Source organism: Gammaproteobacteria bacterium, from assembly GCA_024235095.1.
Taxonomy (GTDB): domain Bacteria; phylum Pseudomonadota; class Gammaproteobacteria; order Competibacterales; family Competibacteraceae; genus UBA2383.
In genome coordinates this window covers 507868-524072 of the sequence record JACKNC010000003.1, presented here as the reverse complement: position 1 = coordinate 524072, position 16205 = coordinate 507868, and the positions used below count along the sequence as shown (strand labels likewise).

General features: G+C 58.2%; 15 protein-coding genes and 5 pseudogenes. 8 read left to right on the top strand and 12 right to left on the bottom strand.

What is annotated here, in order from left to right; genetic code table 11:
• Positions 1 to 16: 16 nt before the first annotated feature.
• A complete protein-coding gene (locus tag H6973_19435; protein ID MCP5127701.1) occupies positions 17 to 562 on the bottom strand; it encodes a hypothetical protein in 546 nt (181 codons plus the stop codon).
• 96 nt (positions 563 to 658) lie between these two features.
• On the bottom strand, positions 659 to 964 hold the full coding sequence (locus H6973_19430; protein ID MCP5127700.1) for a hypothetical protein: 306 nt from the start codon (positions 962 to 964) through the stop codon (positions 659 to 661).
• A gap of 175 nt (positions 965 to 1139) precedes the next feature.
• Between H6973_19430 and H6973_19425 the strand changes: the two genes are divergently transcribed.
• Both H6973_19425 and H6973_19420 read left to right on the top strand, forming a co-directional pair.
• Positions 1140 to 1337, top strand: coding sequence for a hypothetical protein (locus H6973_19425; GenBank protein ID MCP5127699.1), 198 nt, complete (start codon positions 1140 to 1142; stop codon positions 1335 to 1337).
• A pseudogene (locus H6973_19420) lies at positions 1334 to 3219 on the top strand (recombinase family protein). The gene H6973_19425 and the pseudogene H6973_19420 overlap by 4 nt, the downstream one beginning before the upstream one ends.
• Here the strand turns inward: H6973_19420 and H6973_19415 are convergent.
• The 3 genes from H6973_19415 to H6973_19405 all read right to left on the bottom strand — a co-directional run bounded on the left by H6973_19415 (position 3132) and on the right by H6973_19405 (position 4961).
• Complete coding sequence (locus H6973_19415; protein MCP5127698.1) at positions 3132 to 3647, bottom strand: hypothetical protein; 516 nt, start codon at positions 3645 to 3647, stop codon at positions 3132 to 3134. The pseudogene H6973_19420 and the gene H6973_19415 sit on opposite strands and share 88 nt — an antisense overlap.
• Positions 3595 to 4581, bottom strand: coding sequence for an IS110 family transposase (locus tag H6973_19410; protein ID MCP5127697.1), 987 nt, complete (start codon positions 4579 to 4581; stop codon positions 3595 to 3597). The genes H6973_19415 and H6973_19410 overlap by 53 nt, the downstream gene beginning before the upstream one ends.
• A gap of 137 nt (positions 4582 to 4718) precedes the next feature.
• Positions 4719 to 4961, bottom strand: a complete 243-nt coding sequence (locus tag H6973_19405) for a hypothetical protein (GenBank protein ID MCP5127696.1) — start codon at positions 4959 to 4961, stop codon at positions 4719 to 4721.
• A 295-nt stretch (positions 4962 to 5256) separates the two neighbouring features.
• On the opposite strand from H6973_19405, the gene H6973_19400 reads away from it, so the two are divergent.
• Positions 5257 to 5496, top strand: a complete 240-nt coding sequence (locus tag H6973_19400) for a hypothetical protein (protein MCP5127695.1) — start codon at positions 5257 to 5259, stop codon at positions 5494 to 5496.
• Positions 5497 to 6031: 535 nt separating this feature from the next.
• Positions 6032 to 7396, top strand: a complete 1365-nt coding sequence (locus tag H6973_19395) for a transposase (protein ID MCP5127694.1) — start codon at positions 6032 to 6034, stop codon at positions 7394 to 7396.
• A 44-nt stretch (positions 7397 to 7440) separates the two neighbouring features.
• On the opposite strand, the gene H6973_19390 is transcribed toward H6973_19395, so the two are convergent.
• Positions 7441 to 7737, bottom strand: a complete 297-nt coding sequence (locus H6973_19390; GenBank protein ID MCP5127693.1) for a DUF433 domain-containing protein — start codon at positions 7735 to 7737, stop codon at positions 7441 to 7443.
• Between the two features lie 315 nt (positions 7738 to 8052).
• Between H6973_19390 and H6973_19385 the strand changes: the two genes are divergently transcribed.
• Entirely contained in the window at positions 8053 to 8202 is a 150-nt protein-coding gene (locus tag H6973_19385) for a hypothetical protein (protein MCP5127692.1), read from the top strand.
• On the opposite strand, the pseudogene H6973_19380 reads toward H6973_19385, so the two are convergent.
• The 3 genes and pseudogenes from H6973_19380 to H6973_19370 form a co-directional block, all read right to left on the bottom strand.
• A pseudogene (locus H6973_19380) lies at positions 8191 to 9365 on the bottom strand (IS630 family transposase). The gene H6973_19385 and the pseudogene H6973_19380 sit on opposite strands and share 12 nt — an antisense overlap.
• A 68-nt stretch (positions 9366 to 9433) precedes the next feature.
• Positions 9434 to 10401: pseudogene (locus H6973_19375) on the bottom strand (recombinase family protein).
• The gene (locus tag H6973_19370) at positions 10398 to 10595 is read right to left on the bottom strand and encodes a hypothetical protein (protein ID MCP5127691.1); all 198 of its coding nucleotides are present in this window, start codon (positions 10593 to 10595) and stop codon (positions 10398 to 10400) included. Before H6973_19370 ends, H6973_19375 begins: the two are co-directional and overlap by 4 nt.
• 160 nt (positions 10596 to 10755) lie before the next feature.
• On the opposite strand from H6973_19370, the gene H6973_19365 reads away from it, so the two are divergent.
• Positions 10756 to 10899, top strand: a complete 144-nt coding sequence (locus tag H6973_19365; protein ID MCP5127690.1) for a hypothetical protein — start codon at positions 10756 to 10758, stop codon at positions 10897 to 10899.
• A 280-nt stretch (positions 10900 to 11179) separates the two neighbouring features.
• Here H6973_19365 and H6973_19360 read toward each other — a convergent pair whose 3' ends face one another.
• A complete protein-coding gene (locus H6973_19360) occupies positions 11180 to 12553 on the bottom strand; it encodes an IS701 family transposase (GenBank protein MCP5127689.1) in 1374 nt (457 codons plus the stop codon).
• Positions 12554 to 12796: 243 nt separating this feature from the next.
• On the opposite strand from H6973_19360, the gene H6973_19355 reads away from it, so the two are divergent.
• Complete coding sequence (locus tag H6973_19355; protein ID MCP5127688.1) at positions 12797 to 13894, top strand: GMC family oxidoreductase; 1098 nt, start codon at positions 12797 to 12799, stop codon at positions 13892 to 13894.
• Positions 13895 to 13979: 85 nt separating this feature from the next.
• Here the strand turns inward: H6973_19355 and H6973_19350 are convergent.
• Positions 13980 to 14570: pseudogene (locus H6973_19350) on the bottom strand (Tn3 family transposase).
• A gap of 317 nt (positions 14571 to 14887) precedes the next feature.
• Between H6973_19350 and H6973_19345 the strand changes: the two are divergent.
• Positions 14888 to 15815: pseudogene (locus H6973_19345) on the top strand (IS1595 family transposase).
• On the opposite strand, the gene H6973_19340 reads toward H6973_19345, so the two are convergent.
• Entirely contained in the window at positions 15784 to 16191 is a 408-nt protein-coding gene (locus H6973_19340; protein ID MCP5127687.1) for a transposase, read from the bottom strand. The pseudogene H6973_19345 and the gene H6973_19340 overlap by 32 nt on opposite strands.
• Between the last annotated feature and the right edge of the window lie 14 nt (positions 16192 to 16205).

The following is a 16205-nucleotide window of genomic DNA, read 5'->3' as shown; positions in this document are numbered from 1 at the left end:
CGATATCCTTTTCGGCCTAGTCGTGCATGTGCTTGAGGTTGGGGCGGTTGCCCAGCCGCCATTCTTTGGGCAAAGTCTGGCCGGCGGCCTCGGTAAAGCGGTCATCCAGCCAGTGGCTGTCATCCGCCCAGCCGCGCAGGCCCTTTTCCAGATTGATCTTGTCGGGCCGGGTGGGACTGATCAAGCCGATCAGCTCCGGTGTTTTCGCAGTTCGGCCAATGGGTTGGGAGTGCAGGAACGTGGCGATCACCGCCTGTTCCAATTCGCGGCATTTCAGGCCGATGGTCTGGTCCTGCCAGCGGCGGGCGCAATCCAGCTCACCGATAAGCAGACCTTTCCAGTCGTGTTTACCGCCGCTGTCGTTCTCATTTTCGGCGTAGATGCACAGTTCACGGGTCGCCGCCGCCAGGTCGGTCTGGTGCGGGGCGTTGAGAAAAACGCCCGGCCCAATCAGCGGACTCTGATCCCAATGTTCGGCCGCTCGCAACGCCAGCGCAAAGGTGCGCAGGACGCCCCGGGTTTTCTGGAAGCGGTCGAGACCCACCCATTTGGTATAAAACACCTCGGTCAGGCCAGGATGAAAGGGGTATAGTCAAACCGTTTTTGATTATTTTACAAATTTTTCATTAATTTAAGTTACTTGTTTCATGAAAATCAATTAACATAAAACTGTTTGACTATAGCTTTGCAGAAAGTCGTTTTCGACTTTTTTACCTTTGGCGCTGTCATCCAGGGTCTGAATGCCCTTGAGTGCGGCAATGACGTGCGCTTTGAACACCGTGCGATCCTGAATAGATTCCGGGGTGAAGAAACGGCGGCGCAGCACTTCGGCAGCGTCTTCCTTGACGACGGGTTCAACCGCGCTTTCGCTCTGCCGGCGGTAGATGTCATATAACTGGCCTTGTAACCGACGCCCGATCGTGTCGTTTTTATCCGGCTCGCTGGCCAGCAGTGAGGCGACCACTGCACAACGCGGGGTCTTGACTCCTCCAACAATAGAGCGAACTTCCCACTGGAATTTTCATCGAGCATCCAGCGCGAAGGCCTAAAAGTCAGGTACGGTGAGGGTTTTGGCGGCGCGCCGCTGCAGGATTTCTCGCCCTTGCGCTGCCCGCCTGCCAGTGTGGGAGAACGCGCTGATGGGCCACGCAAACCGAACCGCTCGAAAACCGTTGGAGGTGACGATCATGTTTGAATCCAGTCGCTTAGCCGCTGAACATTTAGCCGATGCCTATCGTCAGTTGGTGCCGTTGCGCACGCGCACCGTACACCGTTCTGAGCCGGAGGTCTCGTCCGAGACGCAACCGGCTGCCGTGAAGACGAGGAGGCGCTCATGACAACCCAGGCCGTGGCGTTATACGCCCGGGTCTCCTCCGAACAGCAAACCCAGGCCAAGACCATCGACAGCCAGGTGGCGGCGCTGCGTGAGCGCATCGCGCACGACGGCGTGGTACTGAACCCGAATCATGCGTTTGTCGATGCCGGTTACAGCGGCTCGACGCTCATCCGCCCGGCGCTGGAACGATTGCGCGATGCGGTTGCTAACGGCGAGGTCGAACGGGTTTATGTGTACGCGCCGGATCGGCTGGCGCGTAAGTATGCCTATCAGGTGATGCTCGTCGATGAGTTTCAGCGCGCCGGTGTCGACCTGGTGTTTTTCAACCGCGAACTCGGTCAGTCTCCCGAAGACGAACTGCTGCTCCAAATGCAAGGCATGATCGCTGAATACGAACGCGCCCAGATGCTCGAACGCAGCCGGCGAGGCAAACGCCATAAAGCCCGGCAAGGCTCGGTCAACGTCCTGTGCGGGGCGCCGTATGGCTATCGCTATATCACCCGCGCGGAAGGCGGTGGGGAAGCCCGTTACGAAATCAACGAGGCGGCAGCGGGGTGGTCCGTCAGATCTTTGCCTGGATGGGCCGTGACCGTCTGAGCATTGGCGAAATCCAGCGTCGGCTCACGGCGGCATCGACGCCGAGTCCCGCCGGCAAACGCGACTGGGATCGCAGTACGATCTGGGGCATCCTGAAAAACCCCGCGTATCAAGGCCAGGCGGCGTTCGGTAAAACCCGCGCCGGCGAACTGCGGCCCCGGTTGCGCGCTCAACGTGGACGCGCCTTACAGCCGCGTCGCGCCCGCTCGACCTACGACGTACCCGCCGACGAGTGGCAGTCGATCGCGGTCCCGGCGTTGGTTAGCGAAGCCCTGTTTGACGCAGTCCACGCCCAGCTCGACGACAACCGCCGCCGCGCCCGTACCGGCCAACGCGGGGCGAAGTATCTCTTGCAGGGCCTGCTAGTGTGCCGCTGTTGTGGGTATGCGTTCTACGGTAAGCCGCTGAGTCCCAGTGCCCGGAAAAACCGTCCACGGGCCTATGCCTACTATCGCTGCATCGGTAACGATGGGTATCGCTTCGGTGGCCAACGACTCTGCGACAACAAGCAACTGCGCACCGACCGACTCGAACAGGCCGTGTGGGCCGAAGTCTGCCGATTGCTCGACAACCCCAACCGTTTGGCCGAGGAATACCAGCGCCGGCTAGCCACCGTGCAAGCTCCCCCAGGAGAGGCCGAGGTCCACCAGGTCAATCAACAGATTGCCAAGCTGCGCCAAGGCATCGTCCGGCTCATCGACGGCTATGCCGAGGGCTATCTCGACAAAGCCGAAGCGGAACCGCGCATCCGACGCTTTAAAGAACGGCTACAAGTACTGGAGGAGCATGCTCACCAGCTGCAGACCCACGCGCAACAGCAGAGCGAGCTACAGCTGGTGATCGGTCGTCTGGAGGCGTTTAGCGAGAAAGTCAAAACCGGCTTAGACGACCTGGATTGGCTGGGCCGGCGGGAACTGATCCGCACGCTGGTCAGGCGCGTTGAAATTGACCAAGAATGCGTTAACGTGGTATTCCGCGTCGAGGAAGGAACGTTTCCCAGTGGTGGAAACGACCGTTTTTCGCAACATTGTAGGAGGGGTGGGGACGATGGCCTGGGTCAACCCCTGGAAAAAATCGACCAGGGCGTCGAAGCGCGCGGAGTCCTGACCGTATTGGCTGCGGGCATAGATCATGACTTCGTCAATCAGCACCAGTACGCTCAGGCCTTGTTGGGTGATGGATTCCAGCAAGGGGCCGATCACCGATTCCGCCGGGGCGAGGCGCGTTCTTCGGCTTGGCCGTCATCCCGCAACGCCGCCAGCCCGGCATCGCCGGCCAGTTGGTAGGCCAACAGACTCCACGGTTGTTTGAGGCGGCAACTCTGGCCATTGGGGGCGCGGACTTCGAGACCTTTTTCCAGATCCAGTTTGTCGAAGCACAAAGCGGCGATGATCGCGCGCGGTGGGGTTTGGCCGATGTGCTGGACAAATTCCTGTACGGCAGGCAAATCCGGTAGATGTTCAGGATCGTGGAACAGATGGCGATGGACGATCAAAGTATGGGTTTTGCCGCCGCCGTAGATCAATTCGAGTTGCAGCACGGCTTTATCGTTCAGACCGGCCAGCCGCAGGGCCACATCCTTGATCAATTCGCGCAGGTTGTGGGTCGGGTAGGTCAGGGCAAAGAATGGGCGCGGGTCTTCGTAGATACCGTCTTGGCGGTCAAGGGGCGAGGGTCCAATTTGCTTGATAGGGTTGCTGATGTTTAAGGACACCGAACGCCAATTGCACCAATTTGCGCATGGCTGCGCCCAAGGCGGCGATTTTGGCTTTGCCCCGGGCCAGCAGGCGCTGGTATAAGGCCTGGATGTGCGGGTTATGGCGGGTCGCCACGACGGCGGCCATGTACAGCGCTGCCCGAATCCGGGGTGCTCCGGCTTTGGACAGGCGGGGGCGGCGATGCAGGCTGCTGCCCGATTGACCTTCGATGGGGACCAAGCCGAGGAAGGCGGTCACTTGATCGGCGGAGGTAAAGTCGTGGCCGTGCAGCACCGCCAGCAACCGCTGGGCGGTTTTCTCGCCCACGGCAGGAATCGAGCCCAGCAAGTCGTGGTCCTGTTTCAGGCGGGGATGGCGTTCGATGTGATCGTGAATCGCCGTCTGTACGCGGGTTTGCTCCTGCCTCAAAAAGGCGATGTGTTGTTGGAGCGAGTCCAGGACGGTGGCGGGTGCGGGAACCGCCGCGGTTTTCTCCAGACGGTTCTGTTCCCGGCGCAGATCCGCTTCGACCGCATCCAGGCGGGCGATCAGGGCATTCAATTCCCGAATCTCCGGGGCCGGGGGTTGCCAACGGGGCGGGTTGACCAAGGCCCCGTACCGGGCCAGCACCGGGCTGTCGCGGGCGTCGGTTTTTGTGCGCACCGCCACACCCTGACCAAAGGCTTTGACTTGGGCAGGATTGACGACGGACACCCCGGCGCCGGCCTCAATAAACCAAAGGGTGGCCGCTTCATGATAGACCCCAGTCGCTTCCAGAATCAGATGAACCTGACTCAGATCAGGGACTTTTTGCCGGATCCGCCAATCGCGCAATTCCGTAAAACCCGCTGGGGTGTTGGGCACGGTCTTGGCGCGGCGTTGATCGTTCTCCGGATTGAGCAGACAGCCATCCAGCTTGTTTTTAGCAACATCAATACCGAGGTGATACATCAGGGTTCTCCGAAAGTGTTAACGCTCTGCGCTACACTGGCCTTGTGCATTCAGGATCACCGCACCGGGCGGGTCCTCGGTTACCGTTCAGTGTTTCAGCAGGCAGAACCACAGCGGTCGAGGGCTTCATCTACGCATCAGGGTCGCGCCCTTAGGTCGGGCTCAAGCTCACTCAACCTCTGGGGGGGCAGTTCATCACCACCCCCGCCAAGATACAAGATCGGGCGCTTGCCGCTTTGCATCATCACTTCGTAGAGGTCGGCGGCGAATTGGTTGAGCGCCAGTTCGCCGGTGCGCAGGTCCTCGCGCAGCGTGACGACGTGATGCCAGGGTTTCCAGGGGAGCGTGGGGGGCATTTTGGCGGTTCCAAGTGCTACCATAGTAGTTGTTCAATTCGAGGAAATGGCGCAGAAATGAGAAAAGCTGGCTTCAGTGAGCGTATTGAATGACAGTACGGGTGATTGGCGATATCAGTTCGATAGAGACGATTGCTGAAGGTCCGAGCATTCGGGAACTGGCACTGCTCCGCGCCAGCTACGGTGCTGGCCGATGGAAAAAAAAGAAGGGTATAGCGATGGTTCAGCACGATGACGGCTCCACCCGACGAGCCGAAATTCATTAGTATAAGGCGCATGGAATCGGTAAAGTCAAATTGAAAATCAAGCGGTGGCTATCATGATGGAAACAGATAAATTTGTTATTTGTGTCAACGATGCTGATTTTGGTGACTTCAGTGCGGCTGATCTCATAGTGGGTAAATGCTACGCAGTGTTGGGGCATGAAGACGACTGGCTGCGAATTATTGACGAAAGCGGTAAAGATTATCTCTATCCCTCCACCTGGTTTGTTCCGGTCACGCTATCACGGGAAGCTGCAACCCGATTGCAACATAGCTTGGAACGGGCGGTAGCCTGAATATCGCACAAATCACGCGCTAGTTCGCCGGTGCGCAGGTCATCGCGCAGCGTGACGACGTGATGCCAGGGTTTCCAGGGGAGTTGCGATGATGGAGTCATAGGCGATTGACCCGAATCAGTTGATTGAATAGCATTTCCAACTTCAGGCATCCTCGTTTTCGCGGATTTGCTGGTCAATTTCATTGCGATGTGAGCGGACATAGGCCCAGGCGCTCGTTAAATCTTCAGCGCGCAAGCTATAGTCAAACAGTTTTATGTTAATTGATTTTCATGAAACAAGTAACTGAAATTAATGAAAAATTTGTAAACTAATCAAAAACGGTTTGACTATAGGATCTCATCAGTCATAAGTTCTCTCCCTGAAAAGCCTTGACGGCCGCTCCTCAAGAGCAGCATGAATTCCCCTCAGCGGTCCGCGCCTGAACAACCCGGTCGCCCGAGGAGAATCCATGCTGATTTATGTATACCATGCTTGAGAAAGTTTTCGCAGCGCCTTTGCGCGGCAGCGCAGTTGGCTGCTGTTCTGCGCGGTGGTGTTGAGCTTTCTCGCCGCCCCGGAAATGATCGGGGTGACGTCAATGTGCCGGTTCTGGCAGGGGAATGAAGCGGTCTATCACCGGTTTCTGCATTTCTGTCGCTCCAAAGCTTATGATCTAGAGACCCTGTTGGCGACGTGGCAGGGTTATGTGTGGCGTCAGGCCGTCGCCGTCCAGGTGGCCGGGCGGGCTGTCTTGTTGGGTGATCATACGCTGGTGGTCAAGGATGGGGGGCGTATGCCAGGCGTCGTGTCGTTACATGACGCTTCAGAAACCCAGCACAAGCCATCGTACTTCCGCGGGCACTGCTGGGGCGCGATCGGGGTGGTGGTTGGCGCACTCGATGCTTGTTTTTGTTTGCCTTTAGCCCTGCGCATGCATCAAGGCTTTTGCCATTTAGGTCAGGTGGAACCGACTTCACCCCAAAGGGGCGCGGACCCGAGCCTGCCCGAGCGGGTGGTGCAGATGGCCCTGACGTTGACCATCGATCAGGATGGCCCCGCATTTTTAGTCTTGGATGCCTTTTTCTCGATCGCGGGGGTCTTTCGCTTGGCCCAATCCGTTTATTCCATCGCCTTGAAGCAACCGTATTTGGTGATCGTGGCCCGGGCCAAGAAAAATTACGTCGCCTATTTTCCGGCGACCCCGAAGCCGGCCGGCCGGCCCGGACCACAACCCCGTTATGGCGAGAAAGTCCATCTGATAGAAGTTTTTGATTATCCACAAGGTTTTGACGAGGTCGAGTGTTGCGTCTATGGCCAGCGGGAACGGGTGCGGTTGATGAGCGTCCCCTTACTCTGGAAGCCCCTCGGCGACGCCCTCCTGTTCATCTTCGCGATCACCTCGCGCGGCCCTTTGGTCCTCATGTGCTCCGATCTGAGCCTCTCACCCATCACCGCGTTGGAACTCTATTGTGTCCGCACCCGCATCGAAATTCTGTTCGCGGTATTAAAGCAGCTCCTGGGCGCTTTTTGTTTTCACTTCTGGACTTCACACCTACCACGCCATGCCCGCCGTCCGACCCGGAATCGGTCGCTCAAGGCCCCGGTGATTGAGCGTCAGCCCACGGTCGCCGCCTGTTGGCAAGCCTATGAAGTCTTCGTCTTCTGCGCCGTGGTCGCCCAAGGCTTGTTGCAGCTGATCGCTCTGCGCTTTGGCCCTGAAGTCTGGCAACAACATCGGTTCTATCTGCGCACCCGTTCCCGCGACCTGCCCTCGGAGAAAACAGTCCGGCAAGTCCTCGCTCCTCAGGTGATCAAACCACTTCTCGATCTCCCACCAAACAGTCTCATCGCGCAGATCCGACACGCTTTCCAAGGTACCACGGAGGAGGAACCGGCCGACCCGCCTTCGATCGTCTGAATCCTTGCTCAAATCACTCGGTTAAATAATGTATTCTTGGCTGATTAACCTTCAGTCAGGGGCGGTCTTGTTCGACGATTAGACCGAGAACTTACGACTGAGGAGATAGGATAAGCGCGGAGTAAATCCGCTTCGTGAACGCCGAGCCGCCGGGTTTGTTCCAAGACCCAAACCGGGATACGGGTGCGCACAATGCAGGGTTCGCCACCGGCAACGCCGGGCAAGGTTTCAATGCCAGGAAAGGGATCGCCCAGATCACAAACAATCCATTGCAGAATTTGAGCTTTTTCGGCGCGGGACAAAGTAGAGAGTAGTTCCTGAGTCGCTTGTAGGGTGGACATGGCGCAGACTCCTAAAAGTTGGAGTCCGGGGAGCAATGGAACAGCGAACCGATATAAGGATAAATTATTAATTATATTAAATTATTACAGTCATCAGATAATGAAAGTTCAGTAAACTAACCGAAACGAGTTCTTACTGAATTTTGATTTCGCAAACCAGTTTTCTGTACTAGTTATTCTACTTTTGCATCCTATGGAAGCGTCCTACCAGCAGGTTCATCAAAACGATGGTTTTATCGAACCGCTTAAGCCGGTTGACTGTTCCATTGCTCCCCGAACCCCGAGACCACCACCGAACCGGCTATTCGCGACGGCGTGGAAGTCATCAAGACCGCGTTGGCCAGTATATCGGCAACGGACAAGCCCGCTACACCGCCCGCGGCGGGTTTGAAGATCGTCGCCATTACCTCCTGCCCGACCGGCATTGCCCATACCTTCATGGCGGCGGAAGGTCTAGTGGGCTGACACAGAAGTTTTGACAGGTTCAGAGGTTTCTAGGTCCACCGGGGTTTCAGAAGATTTCAAGGGAGGATAGAGGCGCTTGAGTTTGACCCGGGCCAAGTCGGTGCCGAACTGCCAGTGGATTTTGGTCTGACGTAGGTTGCGTGGGCCTTGCCAAGCGGCGATTTCCTTCCGCAAAGTTTCGAGGTTCGCAATGCGGCGATTCAAACACTGGCCGGCGAGAACAGCGAACTCACATTCCGCCATATTGAGCCAACTGCCATGCTTGGGGGTGTAATGAAATTCGAGCTTGCGGGTGATCCGGCGGGCTTCCTCTGGAGAAAAGACACTATACAAGGCCGCAGGAGTGTGGGTATTGAGGTTATCCACGACCAACCGGATTCGCTCCGCCTTCGGAAAGTACACATCAACGAGTTGCTGCATTTGCTGGGCAAAATCGCGTTTGGTGCGCTGTTTCGTGACATTAACATGACGCCACCCGCGCAAGGGTTGTACGAATAGAAATAAATTGGCGGTGCCTTCGCGTTTGTATTCACAGTCATAGCGCGCCGGTTGACCCGGGCGGGCGGGTTGAGGACAGCGGGTTTCGCTGGTCAATTGCACCGGACTTTCATCGAAGCACACTTGGGGGTATTGAGGATCATCGGGTTCGGCGTACAGGTCCAACACATCCTCCATATGCCAAACATAATCGGGACTGACACTGGGAATACACCATTCTTGACGTTGCCAGGGTTTGAGGTCGTTTTTTTAAGGATGCGCCGCACACTCTCACGGGAAATGGCTTCGATGGGCCGGAGTTCCATGAAGCGGTCCGCTAACAATTGGAGAGTCCACTGACAACGGCCAGCGGGCGGGGTACTACAGGCCAAGGCGACCAGAAAGGCGGCCTGTTTGCCGGTCAAGGCCGGGGGCAAACCGACTCGTGGCCGCTCGCTTAACGCCGCCAGCAACCCTTCGTCGACAAACCGTTGACGGGTACGATGAACGGTCGAAATCCCCAAGTGAAGGCTTTGGGCAATGGCCTCATCCGTCGCCCCTTCCGCAGCCTGCAGCAACACATGGGCACGGGCAACCTTGCGCGCCGCTGCCTTGCCTTTATGAATGACCTTCAGCAGGTCTTCCCGCTCCTCTTCAGTTAGATCAACCAGATACTTGTGGGCCATGGTGATTCCTCCTGTTGATCTCAACCATAGGGCACCCACCGCTACCTGTCAAAACTTCTGTGTCAGCCCACTAGCAGGCCCTGCAAGAGATACTTCGCCCCGCGTTGGCCGGTACGGGCGCGGCGGCGGTTGTCGTCGAGCTGGGCGTGGACTGCGTCAAACAGGGCTTCGCTAACCAACGCCGGGACCGCGATCGACTGCCACTCGTCGGCGGGTACGTCGTAGGTCGAGCGGGCGCGACGCGGCTGTAAGGCGCGTCCACGTTGAGCGCGCAACCGGGGCCGCAGTTCGCCGGCGCGGGTTTTACCGAACGCCGCCTGGCCTTGATACGCGGGGTTTTTCAGGATGCCCCAGATCGTACTGCGATCCCAGTCGCGTTTGCCGGCGGGACTCGGCGTCGATGCCGCCGTGAGCCGACGCTGGATTTCGCCAATGCTCAGACGGTCACGGCCCATCCAGGCAAAGATCTGACGGACCACCCCGCTGCCGCCTCGTTGATTTCGTAACGGGCTTCCCCACCGCCTTCCGCGCGGGTGATATAGCGATAGCCATACGGCGCCCCGCACAGGACGTTGACCGAGCCTTGCCGGGCTTTATGGCGTTTGCCTCGCCGGCTGCGTTCGAGCATCTGGGCGCGTTCGTATTCAGCGATCATGCCTTGCATTTGGAGCAGCAGTTCGTCTTCGGGAGACTGACCGAGTTCGCGGTTGAAAAACACCAGGTCGACACCGGCGCGCTGAAACTCATCGACGAGCATCACCTGATAGGCATACTTACGCGCCAGCCGATCCGGCGCGTACACATAAACCCGTTCGACCTCGCCGTTAGCAACCGCATCGCGCAATCGTTCCAGCGCCGGGCGGATGAGCGTCGAGCCGCTGTAACCGGCATCGACAAACGCATGATTCGGGTTCAGTACCACGCCGTCGTGCGCGATGCGCTCACGCAGCGCCGCCACCTGGCTGTCGATGGTCTTGGCCTGGGTTTGCTGTTCGGAGGAGACCCGGGCGTATAACGCCACGGCCTGGGTTGTCATGAGCGCCTCCTCGTCTTCACGGCAGCCGGTTGCGTCTCGGACGAGACCTCCGGCTCAGAACGGTGTACGGTGCGCGTGCGCAACGGCACCAACTGACGATAGGCATCGGCTAAATGTTCAGCGGCTAAGCGACTGGATTCAAACATGATCGTCACCTCCAACGGTTTTCGAGCGGTTCGGTTTGCGTGGCCCATCAGCGCGTTCTCCCACACTGGCAGGCGGGCAGCGCAAGGGCGAGAAATCCTGCAGCGGCGCGCCGCCAAAACCCTCACCGTACCTGACTTTTAGGCCTTCGCGCTGGATGCTCGATGAAAATTCCAGTGGGAAGTTCGCTCTATTGTTGGAGGAGTCTTCGTGCTACCCATCCCCAATGCGGTAACGAACCTGGGTCCGTACCTGCTAGCCATTGTGATCGGTACGGTGGTGACCGCTGGCGCGCTGTTTTTCCTGAAGCGGCCCGTGGATGCGCCGGCAAAGCTGAAATTAACCGGAGCGTGACATGAACACCGCTCATTACGACGCCCTCATCGTCGGTTCCGGCGCGGGCGGATCGGCGGCGGCTTACTGTCTGGCGAGTGCCGGTCGCCGAGTGCTGCTGCTGGAAAAAGGCCGGGAACTGCCGCGCGATGGCAGCACCCTGGACGTGGATAAGGTGATCCGGCAAGGGATTTTCAAGAGCAAGGAGCACTGGCTCGACCGGAACGGTCGGACCTTCGAGCCGGAGGAGTATTTCAATCTGGGCGGCAAGACTAATTCTACTTTGTCAGAACACATGTTACTATTCATTAAGTTGTTGTTTACGATAGGCAGAATCGATAGTAGCTTGACGTTTTCGGTGGCGGACTTGCATCTGGCGAAGCACTTCCTCCAAGGTCGTGTCGCGCCGAGGCAAGAATTGATTCAACAATGCACGAATATCTCGGCCACTCAGTAACGGTCGCGTCTGCTGATGAAGCAGACGTTCTTCGAGCAGAAAGAGCATGGCCATCATGACCAACGTCATGTGGTGATGCCAGCCCCGCCATCCCCGAACTTGATAATCACCCAGTCCGACATCTTGTTTACCTTGTTGCAAAGCGCGTTCAACCCAATAGCGCTGGCCCTGCATGAACGCCAGTCGGGACATCCGCGTGTCGGCTGGGGCATTGCTCAAGCTGTATTTGATCTCGGTCGGCGTCTCGACCTCCCGGCGCACGATCAAGTGCCAGTGCCGCGCGCGGGTTTCCTGGCCATCCCACACCCACACGCGTTGGTGTAAAATCTCCACCCGCAACGGACCTTTGGTACTGTCCCGTAAGGTGACCGGTTGCCAGGCGGTTGCCGGTTTTTGTTGGATCCAGTGGTCGACCCGCAGGGCGGGGGTTTGGGCGTGAAGCACCGTCGGGGGATGACCATGAGAGGTCTTCGCCGGAGGGACGATGGGTTGCGGATCAGCCAGATAAATGCGCTGGTCCTTGTGAATATCCGCGACGAAGATTTCCCCTTGTGCCTCCAGCGCGCGTAAGAACGCGGGATCGCTGCCATAGAACCCATCAAAGCCGACCCAGGCAAAGCCGATGCCCTGCTGTCGGGCGTGGGTGACCATCGCCAACGCCAAGTCGGTTTTGCGTTGAAACCCCCGCTGGGCCTTCGGAATGCCCGCGGCCTGGCAACGGGCTTCGTCGGCGGTCCACGCCTCGGGCAAAAACAACCGTTCGTCAATTAACGTCGCCTCAGAACCCCGGCTCAGCGCCGCAAACACACCCACTTGGCAATTTTCGACTTTGCCCAACTGACCGCACCATTGGCGGCTGACCCCCACGGATTGCCGGCCTTTCTTCGGCACACCACTGTCATCAATGAGCAGGGCACTGTCCTCATGCCCGCCCAACAACCGATGAGCCTCTTGGGCCACCTGATCGAGTACCGCGCGTTCGGACCAGGCGGATTCACTCACCATGTGCTGCAAGGCTTGATGATCCGCCTCTGGAACCACCTCTTCCATGCGTTCCATGTTCTTGGTGTCCGCCTGGATCAAGCCACGGACATACTGTTGCGCCGTCGTCTCGACCGTTCGCGTCCCTTGGCGGAAGTGGCCTGCAAAGCGCCCACAAAAGTCCATGAATCGCTGACCGATTCCGGCTAGCAATCCGACTTCGGCAGCGCCAGTCAAGTTTTTTTACGGCTTCCGCGTGTGCGTGTGTCATGGACTATCTCACCCAGCTTGTTTTTTGATCAGGATTTCATTATCCTCATTTATTAATAATAATCAAATAGATGAATCTGACAAAGTAGAACTAAGTGGTACGGCGCGGCTCTGGCGCGGTTCGAGCCGCGCGAGTTCGAGGCCGAACCTGCACACCAATGTTTGCCCTGGCCGATTTCGTATCAGGAACTGGAGTCCTACTATGAGCAGATGGAAACCTTATTGGGCGTCCATCGCTTTGAGCCGGAACCGGATCTGCAAGCCATCGTCGGTAAGTTGACCCGCAACGGCGCGGGTTGGAACGCCCGGCCCTTGGCGCTGGCCTTGGACCCCCACATCGTCGAACATCCCGAGGAAGCTGCGCATTTCGACGCCTTCGCTTCGGTCAAGAACTTGAAAGCCGACGGCCAACACGCTTTGTTGGAGCGGGTTCAGCACTTGCCTAACCTCGTCATCCTGACCGGGCAGGCGGTGCGCGATTTCCTCTTCGACCCCGAGCGGCCCGAGCGGTTGATCGGGGTTCGCACCGAAGATGGTAGTGAATTTCTGGCTGATACGGTGTTGCTGGCGGCGGGCGCATTGCATTCGCCACGGCTGTTGCAGGGCTATCTAGCCGACAGTGGTTTAGCCGAGCGGCTGCTGTGCGCGGACGTGGTGGGGCGAAATTACAAATCCCACCTGCTCAGCGCCGTGCTAGCGTTTTCCGCGACCCCCAAGACCGATCTGCTGAGGAAAACCCTGCTGCTGCTGAACGAACGGTTGCCGCACAGCAGCATCCAGCCCTTGGGTTTCGACGGTCAACTGCTCAGCACCTTGATTCCGGGCTTCGTGCCGCGCGGGTTCGCCCGTGCGCTCGGTCATCGCGCCTACGGTTTCTTTTTACAGACCGAGGACGGTTCTGATCCCGCCAACCGCGTCGTCGCCCAGACTAATGGCGCCCGCTACCCCCAGCTTGACTATGACCCGGCACGGTTGCCGGTGGCGCGGGAGGAGCATCGGCGGCTGGTGCGCGACTTCAATCGCTCGCTGTGGAAAATCGGCCTGCCGGCGACGGCCCAGAGGATTCCATTAGCTGGCACCGCACACGCCTGCGGCACGTTGGTTGCGGGCAACGATCCCCGCACCTCTGTGGTGGATGTCGATGGCAAAGTGCATGGTCTGGACAATCTGTACGTGGTGGACGGCAGCGTCCTGCCGCGCTCCAGCCGGGTTAACCCGTCGTTGACCATCTACGCCTGGGCGTTGCGGGTAGCGGAGCGATTGCAAAAAGGGGGGTCCATTCCAATAAAAGTACGTGAGGCGACATAGGGATCAGACGTGGTCCCTGATGCGAAGGAGGGTCTGTCGACTTGTGCTGAATGGGGTCCGCTCACGAAACGGACAAAATCGTACGCTAAGCCTCGCCGAGCACCCGTAGTGGCCGGAACTGGCCCTGCTCGACCAGTTTGTTCTGCTGCCAGATGTAATCGCCGGTCAGGTTGATGTGCTCCCAACTTAACGGCGCGAGGTGTGGCAGCAGTGTCTCGTCGATGTCTTGACCCGACTCGCGCAGCGCCTGAATCGCTCGTTCCAGGTAGACCGTGTTCCACAGGATGATGGCGGTCACCACCAGGTTGAGGCCGCTCGCGCGGTAGCGCTGGTTCTCGAAGCGGCGGTCGCGGAGTTCCCCGAGCCGGTTCAGAAACACGGCGCGGGCCAGCGCGTTCCTGGCCTCGCCCTTGTTCAGACCGATCTGCACGCGGCGGCGCAGTTCGACGTTCTGCATCCAGTCCAGCGCGAACAGCGTGCGCTCGATGCGGCCGAGTTCGCGGAGCGCGACCGCCAGGCCGTTCTGGCGCGGATAGCTGCCAAGCTTGCGCAGCATCAGCGAGGCGGTGACGGTACCCTGCTGGATCGACGCCGTTAGCCGCAGGATGTCGTCCCAATGGGCGCGGATGTGCTTCACGTTGATGCTGCCGCCGATCAGTCCGGCGAGCGTCGGGTAGGGCTTGGCGTCGCCGTGGACATACAGAAGGGTATTGCGCACATTCGTGCGGAAATAGGTGTTAATGGCGTCCATAAAAGGGTTGGGGCGATAAATAGACGATTTTCATTTAGAGACGGACTTTAGAGACAGCTTTTGCTGTGTTTTCAAGGTAAAAACACTTCATTTGAATCGGTCTATAAAACGACCGTTAAAGAGGCTTTGCTTTTTATTTCGGCTCAATATGGATTCCAGGCTGTTGAAGATGGCTCGCCCTGCCAAGGGACAGGAGCTACACTGAAGAGGTTTTGAACCGCCGCGCTCCAGGTTTCCCGTCGATGATCAACCTTCAGAATCTACTGGACGATGTCCGGTGTTACGAAACGGTCCGCCAACTGCGCTGGCCCGATGGGGTTCACTGCCCCCATTGTGGGGCGGCGAACGTGACGAAGCAGGGTCACGACACGACCCAACCGGCGCGACAGAAATATCGGTGTGCCGGGTGCCATCGCTCTTTTGACGATCTAACCGGGACGGTGTTGGCCGGCCACCACCCGCCGTTACGAATTTGGATATTATGTTTATATTTTATGGGTTTGAACTTGTCTAATGCCCAGATTGCCCAAGAGTTGGCGTTGAATCCGGAGACGTGCAGCGGATGACCGAGCAACTGCGCCAAGGTATCGTCGCCCGCCAACCCGAACCCACCTTGGCGGGGGAAGTGGAATGCGACGAGGTCTATATGGTGGCCGGGCATAAAGGGCATCCGGACGCGGTGAAAAAAAAGGCCGCCGCGGGCGGCGTCGCCGGCTGAAGGGGGCACGGGGTCGAGGCACCCTGGAGCAGGAAAAGCCGCCGATTCTCGGCATGATTGAGCGCGGCGGCGCGGTGGTCGTCCGGATGCTGGATAATGTCCAGCAAGCGACCATCCAACCGCTCCTTCAGACTTTCATCGCCCCGGGAACCCGGGTGTATACCGATGAATATGCAATCTATAACCCATTGAAGGATTGGGGCTTTGATCATCATACGGTGTGTCACAGCCGGGGTGAATACGCCCGCGACGACGATGGCGATGGCTTCCATGAGATTCATGTTAATACCGCTGAGGGTTTCTGGTCCCTGTTGCGTTCCTGGTTGCGACCCCATCGAGGAATTTCGCAAGAAAAGCTGCCGCTCTACCTGGGCTTCTTTCAGTTCGTGCATAACGTCCGCATTCGGGGCAAAGGCTTGCTCAGACCTCTCTTGGAACTGCTGGTCGCCTAACAACGCTAACTGACTGGAATCCATATTGAGCCTTTATTTCAATGTCTTTCTTAGCTTCTGATTCCTTAGCGCCTTTTTCCGCACGAATGTACACGGTACCCTTATAACGACATCGGCGCAGGCTAAAGGCGCGGACGGCCTGGGACAAGGTGCCCTCGACCCCAGCCCGTGGGCCGTACCGGGCGCGCCCGGCTTCGGTTTCTTGTTGACGGCGAGCATTTTGCAACGCTTCATGCAATGGGCGCGGACGCAACGTGATTTCGCGAGGGTCGGTCTTAGCGCGGGTGCAGAAGGGACGGCTACTACAAGCGGCACAGGTGGGGCGATGGAACCCAACATGGATCGTGTCGTTACCCCTGATAGATGGTAAGGCGATCCCCCTTTAACTAT

Excerpts from the sequence above, each read along its gene's own strand:
- H6973_19425 (MCP5127699.1), top strand. The coding sequence starts at position 1,140 with ATGGGCCACGCAAACCGAACCGCTCGAAAACCGTTGGAGGTGACGATC.
- H6973_19410 (MCP5127697.1), bottom strand. The coding sequence starts at position 4,581 with ATGTATCACCTCGGTATTGATGTTGCTAAAAACAAGCTGGATGGCTGT.
- H6973_19405 (MCP5127696.1), bottom strand. The coding sequence starts at position 4,961 with ATGGTAGCACTTGGAACCGCCAAAATGCCCCCCACGCTCCCCTGGAAA.
- H6973_19400 (MCP5127695.1), top strand. The coding sequence starts at position 5,257 with ATGATGGAAACAGATAAATTTGTTATTTGTGTCAACGATGCTGATTTT.
- H6973_19390 (MCP5127693.1), bottom strand. The coding sequence starts at position 7,737 with ATGTCCACCCTACAAGCGACTCAGGAACTACTCTCTACTTTGTCCCGC.
- H6973_19370 (MCP5127691.1), bottom strand. The coding sequence starts at position 10,595 with ATGGGCCACGCAAACCGAACCGCTCGAAAACCGTTGGAGGTGACGATC.
- H6973_19355 (MCP5127688.1), top strand. The coding sequence starts at position 12,797 with ATGGAAACCTTATTGGGCGTCCATCGCTTTGAGCCGGAACCGGATCTG.